This is a genomic window from Streptomyces sp. H27-H1 (assembly GCF_026627445.1).
In the GTDB taxonomy this organism is placed as follows: domain Bacteria; phylum Actinomycetota; class Actinomycetes; order Streptomycetales; family Streptomycetaceae; genus Streptomyces.
This window is the reverse complement of the sequence record NZ_JAPNLJ010000083.1, coordinates 1-18,082: the sequence shown is the minus strand read 5'-3', so window position 1 is coordinate 18,082 and position 18,082 is coordinate 1. Positions and strand designations below refer to the sequence as shown.

Genomic DNA, 18,082 nt, shown 5'->3' with positions numbered 1-18,082 from the left:
CACTCGGATACGCCGGTCTCTCCATATCCGCACAACATCACTCACATCCCGGCCAGCACGTCAGTACATCGAACGACCACACGATCGAGCGATCTCGAAACATGAATAAAGGGACTTAATGTCCTCTGAGTGCCGACGGTCTCCGCGGCCCGCACCGACTGCGAGTCGATGATTGCGGCGGTGTGGTCCACGTCCCGTCCCTCGGCCCGGCGGACCTCGTCGCGCAGGTCGTTTCACCAGTGGTGCGCAGATCGAACGCAGCAGCAGATCGATGCCTCCCTCCAGCACCAGGTCCGCGCAACGGGTGGACAGCGCGACCAGTTCGGACCGCCCTTGATGCCAGTAGGGCTCCACGGTCTGCCGATGGCAGGCGCGCACGGCCTCGGCCAGCTCCCGTCGCGCATCGCGGTCGCCCTCGGACACCCGTCTGGCCCATGGCAGGTGTCCGGGGTGGAAGTCGAGACCCTCGAACTCGCGTCGCAGCCGGGACACCGGGGCGTGCAGCAGGTTGTCCACGGCGTGGTCCAAAGAGGGCACATCACCCATCAGGGCCAGTAGATCAAGGCCGGGACCGCGCACCGGAACCAGGGACGTCAGGGGGCGCGTGTCCGCTCCCATCCGGCCCGCGACCGCTGACCGCCACGAGCGGAAGTGAGGCAGCGCCCGGTTCTCCCTCAGTAGTTCCAGGCTGTAGTAGACCTCCGCTGCGACGCCGATCGTTGCGGCCACTCGTGTCCGGGCAAGGTCTTCCGTCGTGAAGTGAATGCGTAACAACCGACCGGCCCCCTGCCACCGAAGTAGAGCGCGTGAGCGCACCCCCAGCATGCCCCAACCCGCCGCGCCCGATCCTGATGGCACGAAGGTTGGTCCGCTCCACCGCCAAGCACCCCTGACGATCAGTTTGTTCACGGGCACTTAGAGGTCCTAACAAAGGCGTTGGACGTGCCGGTGGGTAATGAGGCAGGTGGCGAGTCCGAGGAAGGCTTCGTGGATGCCGTCGTGTCTCTCCCAGCGGACGCGGGGGCCGTCGGAAGCCGTGGAACCAGGCGATGGTGCGCTCGACAACCCAGAGGTGAACACCGAGGCCGGAGCCGTGCGGTACTCCGCGGCGGGCGATGACTGGTTTGATGCCCTGCGCCCGGACCAGGCGGCGGTACTTGTCGTGATCGTAGCCGCGGTCGCCAAGGAGGATGTCAGGCCGTCGACGTGGTCGTCCGACGAGTCCCGGGACGGAGGGAATCTTCGCCAGGAGGGGCATCAGCTGGGTGACGTCGTTGCGGTTTCCGCCGGTCAGAGACACTGCGAGTGGGATGCCCTGCCCATCGACGAGGATGTGGTGCTTACTGCCCGGCCGTGCGCGGTCGACCGGGTGGAGGGCCGCGGCCAGGTCGACGGCCGGGAGGTGACCTGCCTGAAGGCCGCCGACGGGGCGCTCATCCGCTGCGCGTACGCGGCCCCCGGCTCCCCGGAGGAACAGGAACTCCAACGCCGGGACCGGGAGAAGAAGGAGCGGGAGGCGAGGCCGGCAGCCCCCTCCGGCACGGGCGACCTCAGCGGATACACCCCCGAGCAACTCGCCGAACTGCAAAAATGCCTCTCGGAGGAGTTCGTCCGCCGGCTGAAGGGCAATGGCTGACGGATACGTCGCGGCAAGACCCGAAAGAGACGGCCCAACCCTGTAGCGGAGCCGGAACGACCAACCTCCCACCCTGGGCGGGGGAGCGGAGCGGCCGCCGGGTGTGGTCTCGAATGCGGGTCGTGGCGGTCCGCCCGGTCGACGTGCGAAGGCTTCCGGGCGGACTCCGCTGTCCAACTTGCCGGATCGCAGACCGGGTCCGGGTGAACCTGGCCGCACTGTGGGCCGAACGGGAATCCTCTGCTCACCCTCGTGCGACCGCTCGCTGGCGGGGCGGCCCGGCAGACGGAGGCGGCGGCCGACGCAGGGCAGTTGCTGCGTCAGGCCGCCACAGCGGCCGTGGTCAGGACAGGACGATCAGGGCCGCGAGGGCCGGGCCGAAGGCTCCGCCCAGTTGGTAGCAGAGGCTGAACAGGCCGATCGCCGTGGGCCGTCCGGCGGGCGGCGCGGCCTGGGTGGCGTAGACGGCGAGGATGGCCTGGCCCGCGCTCGTCGCGAGGACGGCGAGCAGCGCGACCAGCAGGAGCAGCGGCGCCCAGGGGGTCAGTACGGCGGTCAGTGGTGCCAGGGCTCCGACGGTCAGCAGGATTGCCAGGACCTTCGGGCGGCCCAGCCGGGACGCGCTCGCGGCCAGCACCATGGAGAGAAGGGAGCCCACGAGGAGGGCGACGAGCTGGCCGGTGCCGATCATCGAGGTCGACCAGTCGGTGCGCTCCCGCAGCAGCTGCGGGACGCTGAACAGCAGCGTGAAGTACGAGGTGGCGAAGGTGCACGCGAGCAGCGCGGAGAGCGCGAAGGCCTTGGTGCGCAGCAGGGAGGCCGGTACGAAGCCTTCGGGGCGGGCCCGGACGTGCAGCGCGAGCAATACGGCCGCGGCCAGCGATGCTGCCGCCGCCGGGAGCGGGTAGCGCGGGATGAGTACGAGGGCCGTCGCCATCAGCACCAGGAGCCCGGCGCCGCGGCCGTCGAAGGGGGTGTGCCGTCCGGCGTTCTCCCGCGGTGCGTGCGGTTCGGCGCGGCGCAGGATCGCGGGGATGGCCAGCAGCGCGACGGCGCCTACGGCGAGGGAGACGCGCCAGGAGGTGGCGCCGGCGATCGAGGAGCCGAGCAGCGGGCCGACCGCGCCGAGCACCCCGAAGCCGGCCGTGATCACGCCCATCCGGCGGACCGACCCGGCCAGGCTCATGGCGGCGGTGACCAGGCCCGCGCCGCCCAGCGCCTGCGCGGCGCGGCCCGCCATGGCCAGGGGCAGCCAGGGGGCGATGGCGAGTACCGCGGTACCGGCGGTGATCAGAGCCGCGCTCAGCCGGAGGGTGGGGCCCAGTCCGCGGCGGCGCAGCAGCCCGGCCATCAGCGGGGTGCCGACGGCCATGGCCCAGGCGAAGACGGTCACGAGCCAGGTCGCGGTGGCCGTGGGGACGCCGAGCGAGCCCGCCATGTCGGGGAGGATCAGGACCGGGCTGTTGGCGGTCGCGGCGATCGGGGCGGCCAGTAGCGCCAGCCAGGCGGCGGGCACGACGGCTGGTGCGACGGCGGTCTGAGCGGCGGTTCCCGCATGCGCGGAGGGGTCGGTACGGACTCGGGTGGGCGGCGACAGCGACATGGCAGGCTCCGGGACGGGACGGCGTGGGGCGAAAGGGCAGAACGCGACAGAACAGGGCAGATGCGGGCGGCGGGCTGGGCCGGTCATGGCCCGGGCCGCCCGGCGGGTCACTCGGTGGTGACGGCCTCGTCGTGGGCGCCCGGCTTGCCGATGTTGACGACCATCAGAGGGGTGCGACCAGCGTGGCGGCGGCGGTCTTGGCCTGGTTGGCCTCGGCCATGACCTCACGGAAGAGGGGTCCCCGAGCGGCGGAGTGCAGAGAGAGCGCGGACATGACCGGTACTCCTGTCGTTCAACCTTGATAATCTCAACGTTGAGATAAAAGCAGCTAGACTCTCTCAACGTCAAGTGTCTTAACGTTGAGAAGATGTCCGTTGAGAGGAGTAGCGCGATGAGCGATGCCGTGGACGCGATCATCGGCCAGTGGACCAAGGAGCGTCCCGACGTGGTCGACCAGCTCTGGCCGGTGGAGCTCTTCGGCCGGATCCAGCGGTTGGCCCGCGTGGTCGACAAGTCCGCCCGGGCCGCCGCCGCGGCGCACGGGGTGGAGCACGGCGAGTTCGACGTGCTCACCACGCTCCAGCGCTCCGGCCCGCCCTACGCCCTCACCGCAGGGGCCTTCCTCAAGGCGTCGATGGTGACCTCCGGCGCGATCACCAACCGCATCGACCGGATGGAGGCCAAGGGGCTGGTCGAGCGGGTCCGTGACGGCGACGACCGCCGCACCGTCAAGATCCGGCTCACCGAGCACGGGCACGAGGTCACCCGCGCCTCCTTTGCCGACCATCTGGCGAATTACGAACGCCTGCTCGCCGAGGTGGACCGCGACCTGGTCCGGAACACGGCCGACGGCCTGCGCCAGGTGCTGGAGGCCCTCGGCGACACCTCCCACAGCTGAACGCCGAGGGCCCCGCGAGGCCCTGGCCCACACCGTCAGCGGCAACCCGGTGTACGCGGACCGGACCAACGACCCGCACGGGTCGACATCGCCGTTGACCTGCATACCGCGCCGCATCTGGGCATCCTGGTGGGGCTGGAGGGCTACGGGGCTGTGGCGGGTGGTGGCCCGCCGCTCAGCAGCGGATGTGGGCGATGCCGTCGCGGATCCATACGAAGGCCCGTCGGGGCGCCGGCATGCGGTGCCCTTCCGGTGTCTCGAGTTCCAGGCCGAGTTCGGCGACGGGGCGCATGGATTCCCCTGTTCACTTGCCGTCGGGGTCTGCTTCGTGAAGGTCCTGCCGCTGAGCGAGGGCGTCGTAGATGTCAGTGACTTCTCCGACCAGATTTCACAACGGCCTGAAGGCTCAGGTCCAGTCCGAGCTCGGTGGCGCCGGACGCGCCGCTCATCTGGCAGGGGAGTGGGTTGGAGAGCCGGGTCCTACTTCCCGCCTGCGCCGATAAGAAACAGGTAAGTTTTATATGCATGCTCGGGGAGCGTGTGGGCATTCGATTGCTCGGAGGTTGATAACTATGGTTCCCCTGCTTCTTGTTCTTCTGCTCGTTCTTGTTCTGGCCGGTGCCGGCTTCGCTGTCAAGATCCTTTGGTGGGTCGCGATCGCGGTGCTGGTGATCTGGCTTCTCGGGTTCGTCGCCCGGCCCAAGAGCGGCAGCGGTCGCTGGTACCGCTGGTAGCCGCACCCATCAGCTGGTGCAGCGGCTATGGGGCCCGTCCTCACCGGAGGACGGGCCCCATAGCCATGTCCGCCTACACCAGCTCGCCCCCGGGTTACGTGTGCACCCGGTAACGGAGCCGGTTTCGGGTAGGCGCGCGTCAGCTGGAAGGGGCGCCGTGACGCCGTCGGGAACCGGTTGCCTCCACCGATCGGCTCCCCTTCCGGTCCGGCGGACCATCCTGCGGACCGAAAGCGATGGCAGAAGTGTTGATTCCCGAGGATGGGGCAGCCGCTCTTTCATGAAGGCCCGAGAACGGGTCCACAAGCAACAGACCGAAGGAGTTGTATTTCATGTCCGACAACATGTGGGGTTACGGCGAGTCCTCCGGGCGTCTGGCCGGAGCGGATCTGGCCGGCTACAAGGTCGAGGCGAGCGACGGTTCCATCGGCAAGGTCGACAAGCACTCCGACGAGGTCGGCTCCTCCTACATCGTGGTCGACACCGGCCCGTGGATCTTCGGCAAGGAAGTCCTCCTGCCCGCGGGCACCATCGAGCGGATCGACGCGCAGGAGGAGAAGGTCTACGTCAGCCGGACCAAGGAGCAGATCAAGAACGCCCCGGAGTTCGACAAGGACAAGCACCTCGGCGACCCCGGCTACCACGAGCAGCTGGGCACGTACTACGGCGCCGGTGGCCCGTACGGAGACCACCGCGCCTGACCGACCGCAGGTTCCAAAGGGGGGCCGCAACCTCGTACCTGGTTGCGGCCCCCCACCCGGTAAGGCCCGATTTCTAGTGGGCACGGAGGGGTATTCCACAGCCTCGCCGAGGAGGAGTAGAAGATGAGTGAGAAGAAGCCCCGCAAGCCGACCCCGCCCTCCGAGGCGCCTGGCGAGAGCGGCGACCGAGAGGCCCGACAGGAAGCCGAGGAGGCGGTCATTTCCGGCTCACACGCCGATGTGGCCGGCGATGCGCGGACGCCTGGCACCGACGCCGGACGCCGCGCGGACAAGCGTGAGACGAACCAGTCCCCGTAGCCGGTGACCGGTCTCGTACCAGGACCCCGCACGAACGGGGGCTGTACCGGCAGGCGTGGCTGTCCGGCCGCACCCTGGTGGGCCGTAGCGGCCTCCCGCGCAGCAGCGGAGATGCGTTGCCCTGCCAAGGGTGCAAAGGCGATTGCTCGCATGACCGTGTTGGTCCCTGCTCCCTGGCCCCGGGGTCAGAGGCCGCCATCTGGGTACACGCGGTCCATGTCCGGAGAACATGCACGTCCCGCGAGCAGCCTCTTCCGTTCCCACGCCCACGCCCACGTGCTCACCCGTGTGGTCAAGCGCGGCCGTCACAGGGGGTTCGTCAGGTGGCTGCGACGCAGGCTCTTCGCTTATCGCGACATCGAGTTCCTCTCCACCTACATCCCTGGCGACCCTGGCCCAGCGGAGGAGCGCCTCCTTCTGGTCCATGTGCGCAGGGTCGTCGGCCAAGTTCACTACCGGACCTGCGCCGCATGCAGCGAGGGCCTGATCATGCGAATCGACATCGACGAGCCCCTCCGTGACGCCGGCCTCGGAACCCGCGCCCTGTCCCACCTGCGATTCCGGTGTCCGGGAATCAGGTGGAGCAGCACCGAATCCATGCGCACCACGCGCCACCTCATGCGCCGCATGCGTATCCCCACCTCCGTGGACGGCGCCGTGTGTGTACACGGAGACGCGGCACCGGCCCTGACGTCACAGCAGGCCACGAGCCCGGGGCGCCCTTCGACGGGTACATGGTGAGTGGGCAATGGGCAGCCCCGCGTTCAAGGCGCTTGCGGACTTCACCAACTCGATTGCGCTCAAAGGCTCTTAGCTTTCCGAGGGGATCCGTGTGCGGCAGGTAGGTGGCCAGCGGGACACGGCACCCGCTCTGCCGCCGCCTCTCCCCGCCGCGCGTCTGAACAGGCAGCCTGCGCGGCCCCGAGCCGTTGCGAGGTGACACTCGCCGGCCGGCCTCTACTTCAGCCCCGGCGTCTCGCCCTGAGGCGTATCGATCGAGACGTCGGGCACGAGCGTGAGAGAGCCATTCCGACGCAAGCCGAGGAGTGAAGAAGCCGATGAAGACCCACCCGGATGGTCATCCCACGCCGGACTGCATATCCGAGGACCAGAAGGTCTGCACATGCCGTTCGGCAATCGATCCGCCAGACCCGGTAGCGACGAGTGAACCTGAGCGCGAGAACATCTACCGCGGCGAAGACTGAGACGTGACACCGCCCGAGGTCCAGAAGCCGCTGGTCCCAGGTGGCCCGGGCCGTCTGGGCGAGCGCTCAGAATGGAGGGATCTCTCCGCTGCGACGACACCGTGATCCAAAATCTTTGCCCAAATGGCGACCAGCCTCTGACCCTCACCGGGAGCGAGAGAAGGCCCCGCGTCAAGCTCAGGCAGGCCTGAGCGGTCGGGCCCCAGCGGTATGTCGGCCGGCTGCGCGCATCGAGGTGGCGGGTCGCGGTGTGACAACGGCTCGACCGGGCAGGCGCCCCCTCGAACGATCCGCTGACGAGAGAGGCGAGGCCCGATGACCGAGTACGAACGCTCCCGCGTGATGCCAGCCCTGCCGGAGCACGTCTTCGACCAGGCTGCCAATGTGGACCAGATGGACCAGTGGCTTCCCGGTGAGCTCCAAGTGCACGCCGAGGAGCTGCCCGCGGTGACCGTCCGAGAAGGGGGCGAAGCCGAAACAGCTGCTCTGTTCAAGGCCCGGCGCGAACAGATGCGTCTGGAATGGGGAACGAGGGGCGACGGCGGATACGCAGGATGGCTGCAGGTGGCGGGCCTCGACGGCGGTCCCAGCGAGGTCACCGTGCACCTTTCCTTCTTCGCCGGACAACACGACCCGGGCCGGCAGGCCGTCAACGGGGCGCTCGACCGCAGCCTGGAACGCCTGGAGGACCAAGTACGACTACGCGTCGACGGTACGGCCGGCTGACCCACCCTCCACGGCCAAGGCCTCCGACACCACGTTGGCCGGCCGCGCCGCTGGGGGAGGCCCGTCGGGGAGGTGTCGCTCTACCTGCGGCCGGGGCCGGTGCGAGATGGTCGTACCCCGATGCCGCGGGCACCCAGGCCGCCAATGCCCGAGTGCTCTGCTACGCGAGCCGGAGGAGCCCCCGCCTGGCCCGCTGGCCGTCATGACGCGAACAGGCGGAGGCAATCGCATCCGCCCGTCACTTCCGACGGGCGCTACGTCGTCATCGGCGGCCGCCGTTGGCGTGCCACCGACCCTGACGTTCCGGCTGACGCGGGCGCTCGACTCCGGCGGTATCTGATGGCCGCTCGCCGGGCCGTCGCCGCCGCGCGGCGTACCGCGGACCCCGGGGCGGAACGCGCCTCCCGGGACCGGGTACAGAAAGCGAAGACGGCCCGCGGCCCTCGGGGAACGCGGTGTCCCGTGGTGGGAGCAGAGCGCGGAGGAACGGAGCGCACGCTGGCGGGACGGCTTGGCGGCACTTGACGGCTGAAGCGGGCCGTTCGGGACGCCGCGGGTGGGCTTGGCAAAGCGGCGACGCGGGCCCGCGACCGTGGCGCGCCGAGCACGACATTGCCAGCACCAACATGGCAAAGGAGGCGGGACCGTGCAGACATTCCTTCCCTGCCCGTCGTTCCTGGCATCGGCGCAGGCACTGGACGGTCGGCGCCTGGGCAAGCAGCGGGTGGAGGCCGTACAAGTGCTGAGAGGCCTGATCGTCCCCGGCTACGGATGGCGCAGGCACCCCGCGGTGCGCATGTGGGCCGGATACGAGGAGGCCCTCGTCCGGTACGGGCTGGATGTGTGCGCGGTGTGGACGGCGGAAGGGCGCGCGGACACCTGCTCCGCGACCTTGGTACGGGACTTCCGGGGGTGGCTCCCGGGCGGACCCGTACGCACGCAGGCGGAGCTGGCCGACGACACGGACCTTCCCCCCTGGGTCGGCACACCGGGCTTCCACCGGAGCCACCAGTCCGCCCTGGTCCGTAAGGACCCGGACTTCTACCGGCGGCTCTTTCCCGCCGTACCGGACGACCTTCCCTACGTGTGGCCGGCCTCGGACCGGGATACGGGAGAGCCGCGGTCGTGACCGGCTCGGCGTCGTCACGGTGTGGCGGCGCCGCCACAGGTCCGCGCAGGCAGGCAGGAAGAAGGCGACGCGATGCGGCTCCCCGGAACGGGCGATCTTTTTACGCCGCACGGCCTATCCGCCGGCCCTGGGGATGCCTGCGGGGGACCTGTACCTCATGGGGAACGAGAACGATGTGATGGACGAGGCTCACCAGCCGCCGGATGGCGTCAGCGAGCTGACGGTACGAGCGCTGGGAGCACTGTCGAAGGCGTTGGAGACGACGGAGCGAGCGCGGGGACATCTGTACGGGTTCCACCAGCTCACCGGCACGGCCGACTTCGAGCTGGACGAAGCCGTTCGGCTGCTGCACGAAGCGGGCCATGAAGAGCACGCGCAGCGGGTGCAGCGCGAGATCGTTGGCCGCAACGTCATCCCCGGGCACTGGACGTTCCAGATCGTCGAGTCCTACAACTCGACCTACTACCAGCCCTTCACCGCAGTGGAGCGGGAGGTCCTGGAATCCCTGGCCGTGAGCCGGAATCACCTCTACGAGGCGGGGCTGAAGGAAGCCCGGCGCACGCACAGCCATCCCGACCACACGGCCACGCCTGCGACACGGACCGCGGACGGGGGCCGATGATCACGCAGCGGCTGTACTCAAGCCCGCAGGGCTGAGACGTACTCGGTGACGAGCCCATCCGGCCGCAAACGTGGCCGGGGTCGAACTGCACGGCCATGGCCTGGGGCTAGGGCGGCTCAGCAGTCAGGACCCGACGGGCGGCTTCGCAGGAGCAGGCGGTGGGCGGCGATGAGTTCCTCCGCGGCTTGGAGGGCGAGATGGGTGCTCCGTTCCCCCATCAGGACGCACAGGGTGTAGGAGGCGTTCTCCAGCTCGCTGCGCAAGCAGGCATCGTCCAGCGCGGCGAAGGTCCGGCGGCGCATGGCGCGGAAGTGACTGAGGTGTTCCCTCAGCAGCCTGGGCTCTGGACGGACCCCGCGACCACGTGCGGAGTCGCTTGTGCGGAGTGGCCGGGCGGTCAGGGTGGCGTCAATGGAGCGCCTCAGCGCTTGGGTGAGGGAGCCGGGCAGGTCGCAGTCGGTGTGCAGGGCGAGGGCGGCATCCGCGACGTCCTCGACTCTGGCGCCCGTGCTCTGGGCGACCCCGGCCAGGATCTGACGCGCCGAGTCGGCACTGCACGGGACGAGTGCCATGAGGATGCCGGTGGCCCGTCCGACTGCCGCGTGGATGGCGTTCGGCTCCGGGGCGCCGGTGGAGGGTGGGAGCGGTGTGTCCAGCGGACGGTTTCGTGCCGGTGCCTCGTCCAATTCGCGTACTCCCATCGACGGCGTCCCCGTCGCGTGTGATGGGGGCGTGCCCGGTGTATAGCAGCCGAGACCGTATGCGGGCCGGCCTGACGTGGTGCCGGAGCGCGGGCCGCACACGAAATGGGGCGGTTGTGCGGCGTTGGTTGACACTCGGGCGCGAATGCGGCTCGGCAGGGGTTGGCGCTCTCCAGATCAGCCTTCGACGCCGGTGGAGGCGTGTGCCGCGCCGACGGGCTTGGATTCGGGGGAGCCTCGCTGGCGCAGGTACACCGAGAGGATGGCCATTGAGGCGACGGCGAGAAGTTCGGACTGCCAGTTCTGGAGGGTTCGGTTCCAGAATTCCGCTGAGGAGACGTAGGTGAGCCAGCCGACCGGGTCCTGGAGCTCTCGGATCTGTTCCTCGTTGTAGGCGACGCGGCCGGTGACGGACTGGGCCAGCCACGACAGGAAGAAGATCAGGCACATCACGATGCCCAGTGAGCGGGAGTACAGGGCTTGGCGAAGGCCTCCCGCTGAGGCGGATGCCGGTGAGTCCGGGGTCGCCCAGGCGCCGACCTTCTGCTCGCGGTCCGACTCGGTACCTGCCTTCCCCAGGGGTTTGGACTCGGGGGAGCCCCGTTGCAACAGCCAGACGGTGCCGACGATGTAGAGGAAGAACTGCAGGAATTCCGACTGCCAGTTCTCGGTGACGTCGACCATGAAGTCCGAGCTGAGGAGGTAGTCGCCGACGGTGAGCGGGTGCAGGTTCTGGGTGGTCAGGATGCTGTTGAGCTCGGCTCTACCGGTGGCGGCCTGGCCCGCGAGGGTGAGGAGGAAGCCGGTACCGAACGCAAGAGTGAGCCCGTTGTCGCGGGTGAACTGCCCGAATCGGCTCACCGCTGCATCAGCCCCACCGTGAAGGCGTACGCCAAGCCGCCGAACACCGCGGTCAGGCAGAGCAGGAACATGGTGCGCACCTCAGTCACCTTTCAGTCGACACCGGTAGGGATGTCCTTGCCGGGGGGCGCAGCCCGCCGCGGTGACCTTCCACCCGTCGGGAAAGAGGGAGAGGAAGATGGTGTCGCTGGTGAAGGCGACGCGTGCTTGGGACCCGTAGACGTCTGCGGCGGCGGCTCGGCCTTCGGCCTGGGCCAGTTGCAGGCTCCGGAGAGCAACTGGGCACGGCGCTCCCTGTTCCAGCTCTTGTCGTGTCCCAGGTGCCAGCGCATCGCAGGCAAGCCGTCCATCGGCTTCGGCGAGGACGCTCTCGAACTCCGTTGCGGCGGCCTGTGCGGCTCGGGTCCGGGCATCGGCTGTGGCGCACCCGGGAAGTGTCAGGATCAGGGACGCCAGCATGAGGCGGGCGGCGAGTGGGCGCATGAGGGCGAGCATGAACCGGTCCGGCACATCAGGTCGCGCGGACGGTCACGACACGCAAAAAGTTGCCTCGGTGAGCGGACCCCAGGGACTCTTTCCTCAGGGCAGGCAGCGCTTGGGCAGCGGGAACGACGCGTGCCCCCATGTTGACCTCCGTCATGCGTGAGGCAGCCTCGTCGAGGTCTCGGTGGATGTGGGCGACGGCATCGCGGGCGATGGTCACCGACAGATGGCGGATGCGGGCGTTGAGGGCGGAGCAGAGCAGGCAGGGGGTCCGTACTCGGCGGCACAGGGGCGTACGGCTCAGCCCGTTGGTCAATCCGGACCAAACGGAGGCCGAATACGACCGGTACGCGAGCTGTCTGGGTAGAGGGATTTCCGGGCGGCGGCCGTCGTCCCGGGAACGTGATGCCGAGGAGGATCTGTGGACGGGATCGTACTGCTCAAGGAAGACCACAAGACGGTGGAGAAGCTGTTCAAGCGGTTCGAGAAGGCAGGCGACAACGCACCCGCCGAGAAACGGAAGATTGCGGACCAGGTGATCGAGGAGCTCACCACCCACACCTGGATCGAGGAGAAGATCTTCTATCCGGCTGCTCGGGAAGCCGCTCCCGATACGAAGGACCACGTACTGGAGAGCGTCGAGGAGCACCACGTCGTGCTGTGGATGCTCTCCGAACTGAAGAGCCTCGACGCGAGCGACGAACGGTTCGACGCCAAGATGACCGTGCTCATGGAGAACGTCCGCCACCATGTCGAGGAAGAGGAGAAGGACTGGTTTCCCGACGTCCGCAAGGCGATGGGCCGCAACCGACTCCTCGAAATCGGCGAACAGATGGAAGCAGCCAAGAAGAAGGCCCCCGGCGATCCACTCGCCGTTCCCAGTGCCAGTAGCTAGACCGGCGCCACCCGGCAGGCCTGGCGCCGGCACGCTCAAGCGGGGTGCTCGATCCTGCGGAACCCGTGGTCCAGATCTTCGAGCAGACGGCTCGCGTCGGTCAGGAGGGTGCCCTCCAGCGCCGAGACGGCTGCCTCGCGATGCGGGGAGTCCGAAGTCTGCTTCTGGGCGTGCTCGACGTCGGCATGCGCATGCTCGAGGGTTTCACGCAGGCCGGCGGGGTCAGTGCGTGCCCTTCGGCCGATGTCGTCCAGTGCTGTGGCAGCGGTGCGCAGCAGCGCCGTGTAGGCGGCACGGAAGGTGGGCGACAGGGCCTTGTACGCGCCGCTGGAAACGCCGTAGTCAAGGCTGCGGCTGGTCGAGCGGAGGTGGCCCATGCAGCGTTGGGCGACATCGAGCGCCGCGCGTGCCCGCATGAGGGCCTGGTGGGCGTCCTCGATGCTGCTCCGCGGGTTGAGGCGGCTGTTCTCCACCTCCGAGTCGATGGCTTGCCGGATGCGGTCGGCATCCGCCGACAGAGCGCGCCAGTCGGTGCGCAGTTGTTGTATCCGGTCCGCGTCGGGGGCGTCCGTAGCGAAGGCGCCGGCCAGGTCCCCGAGGCGCCGTTCGATGCCGGTGAACAGGTCGGCGACCGCTTCTTGCCGGTGCAGGGTGTGCCGGGCGGGCGCGAGGGCGAGGTGTGCGGCGATCCCGCAGGTGACGCCGATGCCCACGGACGCGACGAGATGGCCGATGTAGTCGATCTGGCCCTGACCTGCGGAGAAGGCGAAGAATCCGACGATCGCGACCTGCGTGCCGTGCGCGCCGAGCGGTCGCAACCGTCCGACGGCGAGGGCCAGGAGCGTCAGCAACCCGAAGGACCACCAGTGGATCCCGATGGCGGCCGCCAGGGTCGCGGCCAGGGTCGCGGCCAGGGCCGCCCCGGCCGTCATCGCGAACAGGTGCTGCGCACAGTCCCGCAACGACCGGTAGACCGTGGCCTGGAGCGCCACCAGCGCGGTGAACGGAGCGAACGTGGACACCGTCGGAAGCAGGAGGTAGCGGGCCAGCACCCATGCGGTCATCGCCGCGGCCACTGTCTTCACGCCCAGCACCAGGTCGTCGCGCTCGCTGCCGGGACCGCGGACCCCGCGCCACACGTACCTCGTCGCTTCTCGCATCAGTCTCCACGGCGTTCCCCTCGTGGGCATATGCCACCTCCTGGCATGCACCTGCCCGGCCGCTGATGAGCCAAGCGCCGCGTCGCGCCACTCATGGCGGATACGCGAGAAGTGACCGAAAAGGAGACGAACCCTCCCGTGAGCATCAGCGGCACAGCCCCGCAGCCCGTACGACCGATACCCAGGGACCGGCCCGACCAACAGGCCCGCAATTGCGATCCGCTGGACGTCGACACCAGGATTCGCCGCGCGCAGGACGCACCCGAGTACCGGACCGGGGGCCGTACGCAGGGTCGTACGCCGTCCTCCGGGTGCGCAGGCGGGGGACGTACTCGACGCTGGGACAGTACGGAGAAGTGGACAGGACAGGCCGTGCCGCCGGAGGCTTGCGGCCGACCGAGCGGAAGGGCGGCGCGCCGTTGAACGCTCTCGCGGCCCGGCCTGCCCCTTTCACCCCCTTTCGCTGTGAGACGCGCGCGAAAGCGGGTATTCGCACGACGACCCTGCACAACTGTCGAGAGGAATGCGCCATGCCCCGTGGATCCAGCCCCAAGCGAGAGCGCCAGTACGAGCACATCAAGGAGTCGGGCGAGAAGCGCGGAATGCCAGAAGGCCGCGCAAAGGAGATGGCCTCCCGCACGGTGAACAAGGAGCGTGCCCGGTCGGGCGAGAGCAAGACCGCCAGTCGCAGCTCCACACAGGGAAAGTCCGCCTCGCAACGCGGCGGTGAGAAGTCCCGGGGCGGGGGAGGCGGCTCGTCCGAGCGTACGAAGGACGAGCTCTACCAGGAGGCGAAGAAGCGCGGCATCGATGGCCGGTCCACCATGAGCAAGCAGCAGCTCAAGAACGCCCTCGGCCACTGACCCGACGCCGACGCCGACGCCGACGCCGACGCCGACGCCGAGGACGCGGGCGCCGCGGCCGCGGCCCGGAATTCGCGTCCGTCCCCCTGAAAGGAATGCGCATGGCCGTACCGCTGGTAGCCGCGTTCAGGAGGCTGGGCACCGCGAGGGTCCGCGAACGGCAGCCCGCCGGGGCGCGGCATGCCTGACGCGGTGGTGATCGGCGCGGGCCCCAACGGCCTCGTCGCCGCGAACCTGCTGGCCGACGCGGGGTGGAGCGTGGAGGTCCTGGAGGCCCAGAAGGAACCGGGCGGGGCGGTCCGCAGCGATCGCGGCCTGCACCCCGACTACGTCTCCGACGTCTTCAGCTCCTTCTATCCCTTGGCAGCCGCCTCCCCCGTCCTCGCCCGCCTCGACCTGGCCGCTGAAGGCCTGCGCTGGAGCCACGCCCCGGCCGTGCTGGCCCATCCGCTGCTGGACGGCCGGTGCGCCGTACTGGAACGGAGCGCGGAGGAGACCGCCGCAGGGCTGGCGGGGTTCGCGGCTGCCGATGCGGACGCCTGGCGGCGCATGTGCGCGGTGTGGAGCCGGGTCGGGCCCGATCTGGTCCAGGCCCTGTTCACCCCCTTCCCGCCGGTCCGGCCCGGGCTGCGCCTCGCGGTCAAGCTGCGGGCCTCCGGTGGGTTGAGGCTGGCCCGGAACCTGGCCCTGCCGGTCCGCCGTCTGGGCGAGGAGGAGTTCGCCGGGGAGGGCGGTCGGCTCCTATTGGCCGGCAACGCCCTGCACGCCGATCTGGCCCCCGAGGCCGCGGGCAGCGGCGGTTTCGGCTGGCTGATGTCGATGCTCGGCCAGAGCCACGGCTTTCCGGTACCCGTCGGCGGCGCCGGCGCACTGACCGCGGCACTGGTAGACCGCCTCCGGCGACGCGGGGGCATCCTGCGCTGCGGGCAGCGGGTCGCGTCAGTCGTCGTCCGGGGTGGCAGGGCCGTGGGTGTCACGACCGCGGCGGGAGAATCCGTCAGCGTGCGGCGGGCCGTGCTCGCCGACACGTCGGCACCGGCCCTGTACCGGCAGCTCGTCGGTGAGGAACACCTGCCCGCGCGCCTCGTACGGGACCTGGAACGCTTCCAATGGGACTTCGCGACCTTCAAGGTCGACTGGGTGCTGAGCGGCCGGGTGCCCTGGACCGCACCTCAGGCTGCCACTGCGGGCACCGTCCACATCGCCGACGGCGTGGACGGCCTGACGCGCTTCGCCGCTCAGCTCGCCGCAGGGCAGGTCCCCGACGAGCCGTTCGCCCTGTTCGGCCAGATGACCACCGCGGACCCCAGCCGTTCGCCCGCCGGAACGGAATCGGCGTGGGCCTACACCCACCTTCCGCAGCACATCACCTCCGACGCCGGCCCCGACCGCATCACCGGGGCATGGGACATCCGGGAGCAGGAGGCGATGGCCGACCGCGTCGAAGCACAGGTGGAGCGCCTCGCACCCGGCTTCCGCAGCTTGATCCGCGCCCGCCGGATCCTGTCCCCAACCACCCTTCAGGCCATGAACGAGAATCTGCACAACGGTGCCATCAACAACGGCACCACCGCTCTCCACCAGCAGGCGATTTTCCGCCCCACCCCCGGCACAGGCCGTCCCGAGACGCCCGTCAAGGGTCTCTACCTCGCCTCTGCGGCCGCCCACCCCGGCGGTGGCGTCCACGGCGCCCCCGGGGCGAACGCCGCCCGCGCCGCCTTGCGCTCCCACGGCCTGCACGGCCTGCTCCACCGCTCCCAGCGCATCTGACAGGCGGGCCGCTACGTTACGTCGCCCAGCCGGGCCGTGCCCGCGAGCTGCCCGGCGGGGCCGGGGAGCAGGGACGGACTCAGTCGGATGTGGTGGTGCCGGTGATCAAATCGATCACGCCCGGGAGCCCGCCATCGGCCAAAGCCCGGCGCTGGCGGTCGGCGGGTGTGCCCTCACGAAGCATGCGGTGGACGAGTGCGCTCACTTCGCGGAGGTCGCCGGACTCCTCCAGCGCGGGAGTGATGTGGCGGAGGAGGGTGCACAGCACGTCTCCGCTGCTGCGCGGGAGGCCGTCGCGGCCCACCACGGTGCCGTTCAAACCGTGCCGAGCGGCATGCCAGTTGGCGGCGTGCAGGATTTCGGGCGCGCACTGGGGCAGGGCCGCGCCCGCTTTCTCCTCGGTGATCGCGGTGGCGACCAGCGCCCGGACGATGCCGGCCAGCATCACGGCGTCGTCGGCCCGGAGCTGCACGTCCAGGCACCGTACCTCCACGGTCGGGTAGCGGTCGGACAGCCGCGCCTGCCAGTACGCCTGGGCCCGGTCGGCGATCAATCCCGACGACACCAGGGCCTCCAAGCGCCGTTCGTAGTCGGAGTACCCGTCGAAGTGCGGAGGCGGGCCGCTCACGGGCCACCGTCCGAAGACGATGGTGCGCCAGCTCGCGAAGCCGGTGTCCCGTCCGTCCCACAGGGGCGAGTTGACCGACATGGCCAGCAGAGCCGGGAGCCAGGAACGGATCCGGTTCAGTACGGCCACCCCCGTCTCCGGGTCGGGAACTCCCACGTGCACGTGCATGCCGCAGATCAGGTGTTCGTCCACCAGCTGCCCGGCCTCGGCCTCCATCCGCCGATAGCGCGGCGTCGGCGTCACGGGCACCGGCAGCCTCCCGCGCAGAGGAGCCGCACCGGTGGCCGCGGTCCTGCAGCCGTTCGCCTCGGCCGCCGAAGCGACGGCATGGCGCAGACGCAGCAGATGGCCCCCGACCTCCTCCAGGCTCCAGCACACAGGAGTGGCCACCTCGATCTGGGCCTGCAGCAGCTCGTCCTGCACCTCGTCCCGCTCCGCGACAGACCCGAGACCGGCCGTGCGGCTCACATCCTCCACGAGCGGCACCGGCACACCCGTGGCCGGATCCACCAGCAAATACTCTTCTTCCACACCCACACTGATCACGTCACGCGACTACCCCAGCAGTCCTTGATCACCCCCGCGAGCCTCCCCGGAGCCGTCGGACGCGGGCGGGTAGGTCGACGGGTCGAAGGGCAGGTATTCGACATAAAAGCGATAGGCCAGTGGCAAACAGGCGAAATGTTCCGGGTTAGACCTGCGGCGCTGCGTACCGACGCCCACCCCGACACGGCCTGACGGCTGCCGTGCGTCTGCGCCCAAGCGATCTCCACGTCCCGGCTGGCGCACGGCGCGCCACGGCTGCGGATTTCACGCTGCCCTCCTGCTCCGAGCCCATCGGGGATGAGCGGCAGCCCGCTGGCTGGCGACAGCGCGGTAGAGGCGGACTCGGCTCGTACCCGTCGCCCCGTGCAGCGACCGCTCGAATCCGCTCGAATCCGCGGGCGGGCAGGCGCAAGCACCGTCACCCCGGAGCCGCATGGGGGACGCGGAACCCGGAGGGTGACGGATCCAGACGTTTAAGAGGACATTAAGTCCCTTTATTCATGTTTCGAGATCGCTCGATCGTGTGGTTGTTCGATGTACTGACGTGCTGGCCGGGATGTGAGTGATGTTGTGCGGATATGGAGAGACCGGCGTATCCGAGTG

Annotated in this window: 17 protein-coding genes and 1 pseudogene; 12 read left to right on the top strand and 6 right to left on the bottom strand. The window is 69.5% G+C overall.

The features are described 5' to 3' along the window. Window positions 1-363 precede the first annotated feature (363 nt). The gene (locus OTB20_RS40115) at window positions 364-558 is read left to right on the top strand and encodes a hypothetical protein (protein ID WP_267824853.1); all 195 of its coding nucleotides are present in this window, start codon (window positions 364-366) and stop codon (window positions 556-558) included. A 366-nt stretch (window positions 559-924) separates the two neighbouring features. Here the strand turns inward: OTB20_RS40115 and OTB20_RS40110 are convergent. Further along, window positions 925-1,369: pseudogene (locus OTB20_RS40110) on the bottom strand (IS5 family transposase); the annotation flags it as partial. Here OTB20_RS40110 and OTB20_RS40105 point away from each other — a divergent pair. After that, the gene (locus OTB20_RS40105; protein WP_267824854.1) at window positions 1,337-1,636 is read left to right on the top strand and encodes a hypothetical protein; all 300 of its coding nucleotides are present in this window, start codon (window positions 1,337-1,339) and stop codon (window positions 1,634-1,636) included. The pseudogene OTB20_RS40110 and the gene OTB20_RS40105 sit on opposite strands and share 33 nt — an antisense overlap. Before the next feature lie 343 nt (window positions 1,637-1,979). On the opposite strand, the gene OTB20_RS40100 is transcribed toward OTB20_RS40105, so the two are convergent. Then, window positions 1,980-3,239, bottom strand: a complete 1,260-nt coding sequence (locus OTB20_RS40100; protein ID WP_267824852.1) for an MFS transporter — start codon at window positions 3,237-3,239, stop codon at window positions 1,980-1,982. Window positions 3,240-3,630: 391 nt separating this feature from the next. On the opposite strand from OTB20_RS40100, the gene OTB20_RS40095 reads away from it, so the two are divergent. The 7 genes from OTB20_RS40095 to OTB20_RS40060 all read left to right on the top strand — a co-directional run bounded on the left by OTB20_RS40095 (window position 3,631) and on the right by OTB20_RS40060 (window position 9,572). Then, window positions 3,631-4,137, top strand: a complete 507-nt coding sequence (locus OTB20_RS40095) for a MarR family winged helix-turn-helix transcriptional regulator (protein WP_267824851.1) — start codon at window positions 3,631-3,633, stop codon at window positions 4,135-4,137. 572 nt (window positions 4,138-4,709) lie between these two features. After that, window positions 4,710-4,871, top strand: a complete 162-nt coding sequence (locus OTB20_RS40090; protein ID WP_267824488.1) for a hydrophobic protein — start codon at window positions 4,710-4,712, stop codon at window positions 4,869-4,871. 332 nt (window positions 4,872-5,203) lie between these two features. Continuing rightward, complete coding sequence (locus OTB20_RS40085; RefSeq protein WP_267824850.1) at window positions 5,204-5,572, top strand: PRC-barrel domain-containing protein; 369 nt, start codon at window positions 5,204-5,206, stop codon at window positions 5,570-5,572. A gap of 123 nt (window positions 5,573-5,695) precedes the next feature. Next, a complete protein-coding gene (locus OTB20_RS40080; RefSeq protein WP_267824849.1) occupies window positions 5,696-5,890 on the top strand; it encodes a hypothetical protein in 195 nt (64 codons plus the stop codon). A 1,520-nt stretch (window positions 5,891-7,410) separates the two neighbouring features. Then, on the top strand, window positions 7,411-7,821 hold the full coding sequence (locus OTB20_RS40075; RefSeq protein WP_267824848.1) for an SRPBCC family protein: 411 nt from the start codon (window positions 7,411-7,413) through the stop codon (window positions 7,819-7,821). A gap of 646 nt (window positions 7,822-8,467) precedes the next feature. Continuing rightward, on the top strand, window positions 8,468-8,950 hold the full coding sequence (locus tag OTB20_RS40065; RefSeq protein WP_267824847.1) for an MSMEG_6728 family protein: 483 nt from the start codon (window positions 8,468-8,470) through the stop codon (window positions 8,948-8,950). A 157-nt stretch (window positions 8,951-9,107) separates the two neighbouring features. Then, the gene (locus OTB20_RS40060; RefSeq protein WP_267824846.1) at window positions 9,108-9,572 is read left to right on the top strand and encodes a hypothetical protein; all 465 of its coding nucleotides are present in this window, start codon (window positions 9,108-9,110) and stop codon (window positions 9,570-9,572) included. 116 nt (window positions 9,573-9,688) lie between these two features. Here OTB20_RS40060 and OTB20_RS40055 read toward each other — a convergent pair whose 3' ends face one another. Next, the gene (locus tag OTB20_RS40055; RefSeq protein WP_267824845.1) at window positions 9,689-10,258 is read right to left on the bottom strand and encodes a DUF5133 domain-containing protein; all 570 of its coding nucleotides are present in this window, start codon (window positions 10,256-10,258) and stop codon (window positions 9,689-9,691) included. 192 nt (window positions 10,259-10,450) lie between these two features. Next, window positions 10,451-11,134: a DUF6766 family protein gene (locus OTB20_RS40050; protein ID WP_267824844.1), complete on the bottom strand. Its 684-nt coding sequence runs from the start codon at window positions 11,132-11,134 to the stop codon at window positions 10,451-10,453. 904 nt (window positions 11,135-12,038) lie between these two features. Between OTB20_RS40050 and OTB20_RS40040 the strand changes: the two genes are divergently transcribed. Then, window positions 12,039-12,512: a hemerythrin domain-containing protein gene (locus tag OTB20_RS40040; protein WP_267824843.1), complete on the top strand. Its 474-nt coding sequence runs from the start codon at window positions 12,039-12,041 to the stop codon at window positions 12,510-12,512. Window positions 12,513-12,547: 35 nt separating this feature from the next. Here OTB20_RS40040 and OTB20_RS40035 read toward each other — a convergent pair whose 3' ends face one another. Continuing rightward, entirely contained in the window at window positions 12,548-13,672 is a 1,125-nt protein-coding gene (locus OTB20_RS40035) for an aromatic acid exporter family protein (protein ID WP_267824842.1), read from the bottom strand. A 530-nt stretch (window positions 13,673-14,202) separates the two neighbouring features. On the opposite strand from OTB20_RS40035, the gene OTB20_RS40030 reads away from it, so the two are divergent. Continuing rightward, window positions 14,203-14,535: a plasmid stabilization protein gene (locus OTB20_RS40030; protein ID WP_267824841.1), complete on the top strand. Its 333-nt coding sequence runs from the start codon at window positions 14,203-14,205 to the stop codon at window positions 14,533-14,535. Between the two features lie 180 nt (window positions 14,536-14,715). Next, window positions 14,716-16,305 (top strand): phytoene desaturase family protein, encoded by a 1,590-nt coding sequence (locus tag OTB20_RS40025; protein WP_267824840.1) that lies wholly within the window; start codon window positions 14,716-14,718, stop codon window positions 16,303-16,305. 79 nt (window positions 16,306-16,384) lie between these two features. Here the strand turns inward: OTB20_RS40025 and OTB20_RS40020 are convergent, their stop codons facing one another. After that, entirely contained in the window at window positions 16,385-17,479 is a 1,095-nt protein-coding gene (locus OTB20_RS40020; RefSeq protein WP_267824839.1) for a carboxylate-amine ligase, read from the bottom strand. Between the last annotated feature and the right edge of the window lie 603 nt (window positions 17,480-18,082).